Annotated in this window: 2 protein-coding genes; one reads left to right on the top strand and one right to left on the bottom strand. The window is 67.9% G+C overall.

Features of this window, described 5'->3' with window-relative positions:
* Positions 1-480: 480 nt before the first annotated feature.
* Entirely contained in the window at positions 481-1,062 is a 582-nt protein-coding gene (locus G7A99_RS18575) for a YajG family lipoprotein (RefSeq protein ID WP_018719725.1), read from the bottom strand.
* A gap of 237 nt (positions 1,063-1,299) precedes the next feature.
* On the opposite strand from G7A99_RS18575, the gene G7A99_RS18570 reads away from it, so the two are divergent.
* A partial coding sequence (locus tag G7A99_RS18570; protein WP_163142977.1) for a methylenetetrahydrofolate reductase occupies positions 1,300-2,120 on the top strand: 821 nt, incomplete at its 3' end.

Here is a 2,120-nt window from a genome sequence, read left to right as displayed (position 1 = left end):
CCTGCCACCGCCGGGCCTGTGCGGTAGGTCGTGCGCCGCAGGCGTGCGACATTCCGGCTCGGTCATTGAGGACGTCGCACACGGCCCGCGGCCGTGCACGACCTCCCGGTCTTCCGCTGCGGAAACATACGAGGCCGGCTGCTCATGGCTGCCGGCGGTGACCCGCGGGTTCGGGGGCAGCAGCGCCCGTAGGTCGGCTGCTCCTGGCAGCCGACACAAGGTTGCCTCCTAGGTGCCGGAGGTCTGCGCGCGCGAGCCGTTTCCGCCTGCCGGCAGGGCAGCCGTCGCACACGGCCCGTGGCCGTGCACGACCTACACGAGATCGCCGGCGGTGTGCCGGGGTACCGTTTCCGGTAGCTTTCCGGTAGGTCGGAGGCCGACGACTGTTGCAATTTGACACGCCGGTGCAGTGCCGTCGGTCAGCTGCTCCTGGCAGCCGACATCCCGCCGATTCGACACGCCAGCGCAGTCGGGTCGGGTTCAGCCCCGGCCCGCCAGGAAGTCCACCAGCCGCTGGTCGAAGAGCTGGCGCAGGGCGTCGCGCAGTCCGCGCTCGATCTCACTGGCATTGCGCTCGGGGCCCGGGGCCGTCGCCATGCGGCTCTCGTGGGAGGCCGTGGCTTTCGCGGTGAAACGCTCCCCGCCGCGCCAGGCACGGGCGGTCAGCGTCACCTCGGTGCGGAGCCGGCGGGGGATGTCGGCCGTGACCTCATGATTCAGCGTCGTGATCTCGATGATCAGTCGCGGAGAGGCACTGTCGGACCACAGCTCCGGCTGAAAGCCGGCGCGCTTGAGCGTCTCGCCGGTGGCGACTTTGAGCACGTAGGCGACGTCCTGATCCGTCGTGATCGGGGCATCGCCCTTGTCGTTGTAGCTCGCCACGGTGCCGAGCGTCTTGTCCGGACGGCGGTCCACGGTCTCGAGAGCGACGGCCGGGCCGCCGGAGACGCTCGCGGCCGGTTCCGGCGGGTTCAGCGAGAGCTCCAGCGACTGCGGTTTCTGCGTGCAGGCGCCGAGAACCAGGGCGAGACAGGCGAGGGTAAGCAGGCGGATCGCGGGCATGCTATGCCTCCCGTTAATATGAAAATGTTTCACTTTGCGGATTCGGGGCATTCATGAAACTCACAAAAACCTTGACCTTCCCGGGTTCCCGCCCGAGACTGATCAAGCTGATTTCGCCATATCAGGCGGATCCATTTACACCGTCGATGGCGCCGGGGTGAGGAGATCGCCCGGCAGCCGGCCTGCGCAACGCGTGGCGGCGGTGTCCTGTTAACGAAGCATACAGGGGGGAAACGCGTGACGCAGCCGAAAAACCTGGACACGCGGCCCGCCGGGCTGCACCTGGAGGTCGTCCCGCCCGTACTGCGGGAGAGCGAGGCCGGCGTCGAGGCCGCGCTGGAGAAGGTCGCGACCATTAACGAGGCGGTCGGTCTCGACGCCGTGAACATTCCCGAGATCCGTGAGGAGAGCTCCAAGAGCGACAAGGGCGAGCGCAAGCGCCCCTTCGAGCCGCGCATGGAGCCCCGGGTCCTGGCCCGCCGGATTCGCGACGAGCTGGGCATCGAGTCGATGATCAACCGTGTCGTCGTGCATCTCACCCGCGAGGAGCAGGCGGACTGGTTCCGCGAGACGTGGGAGGAGTACGGCGTGCGCCAGTTCGTCCTCGTCGGCGGCGAGAAGAGCGGGGTGGACTACCCCGGGCCGTCCGTGCCCGAGGCCAACGAGATGATCCGTAAGGCGATCGCCGAGCCCGGCCTGCGGGTCGGCAACATCTGCATCCCCACACGGGATGGCGAGGCCGACCGGATGCGTCGCAAGATGGCGACGGGCGTGGACTTCTTTACCACGCAGATCATCTATCATGCCCACGAGTTCACGGACCTGGTGGACGCGCTGGTCGATAACGGTCTGCCGGAGACGCCGCCGGAGCTGCTGCTGACCATGTGCCCGGTGAAGGGGCCGCGGAATATCCGCTTCCTGCACTGGCTCGGCGTGAGCATTTCCCCGGAGCTCGAGGAATGGCTCGTCGGGGACGGCGAAGGCGTCACCGACCGTTCCATCGAGCACATCGAGCGGACGTGGCAGGAGATCAGTGCCCACCGTGCGCGCCGTGCGCC

The sequence above is a fragment of the Arhodomonas sp. KWT genome, assembly GCF_010993615.1.
The sequence above is the reverse complement of the archived record's forward strand: the minus strand, read 5'-3'. Positions and strand labels throughout refer to the sequence as shown.

Coding starts and splice junctions, on each gene's coding strand:
- G7A99_RS18575 (WP_018719725.1), bottom strand. CDS start 1,062: ATGCCCGCGATCCGCCTGCTTACCCTCGCCTGTCTCGCCCTGGTTCTC.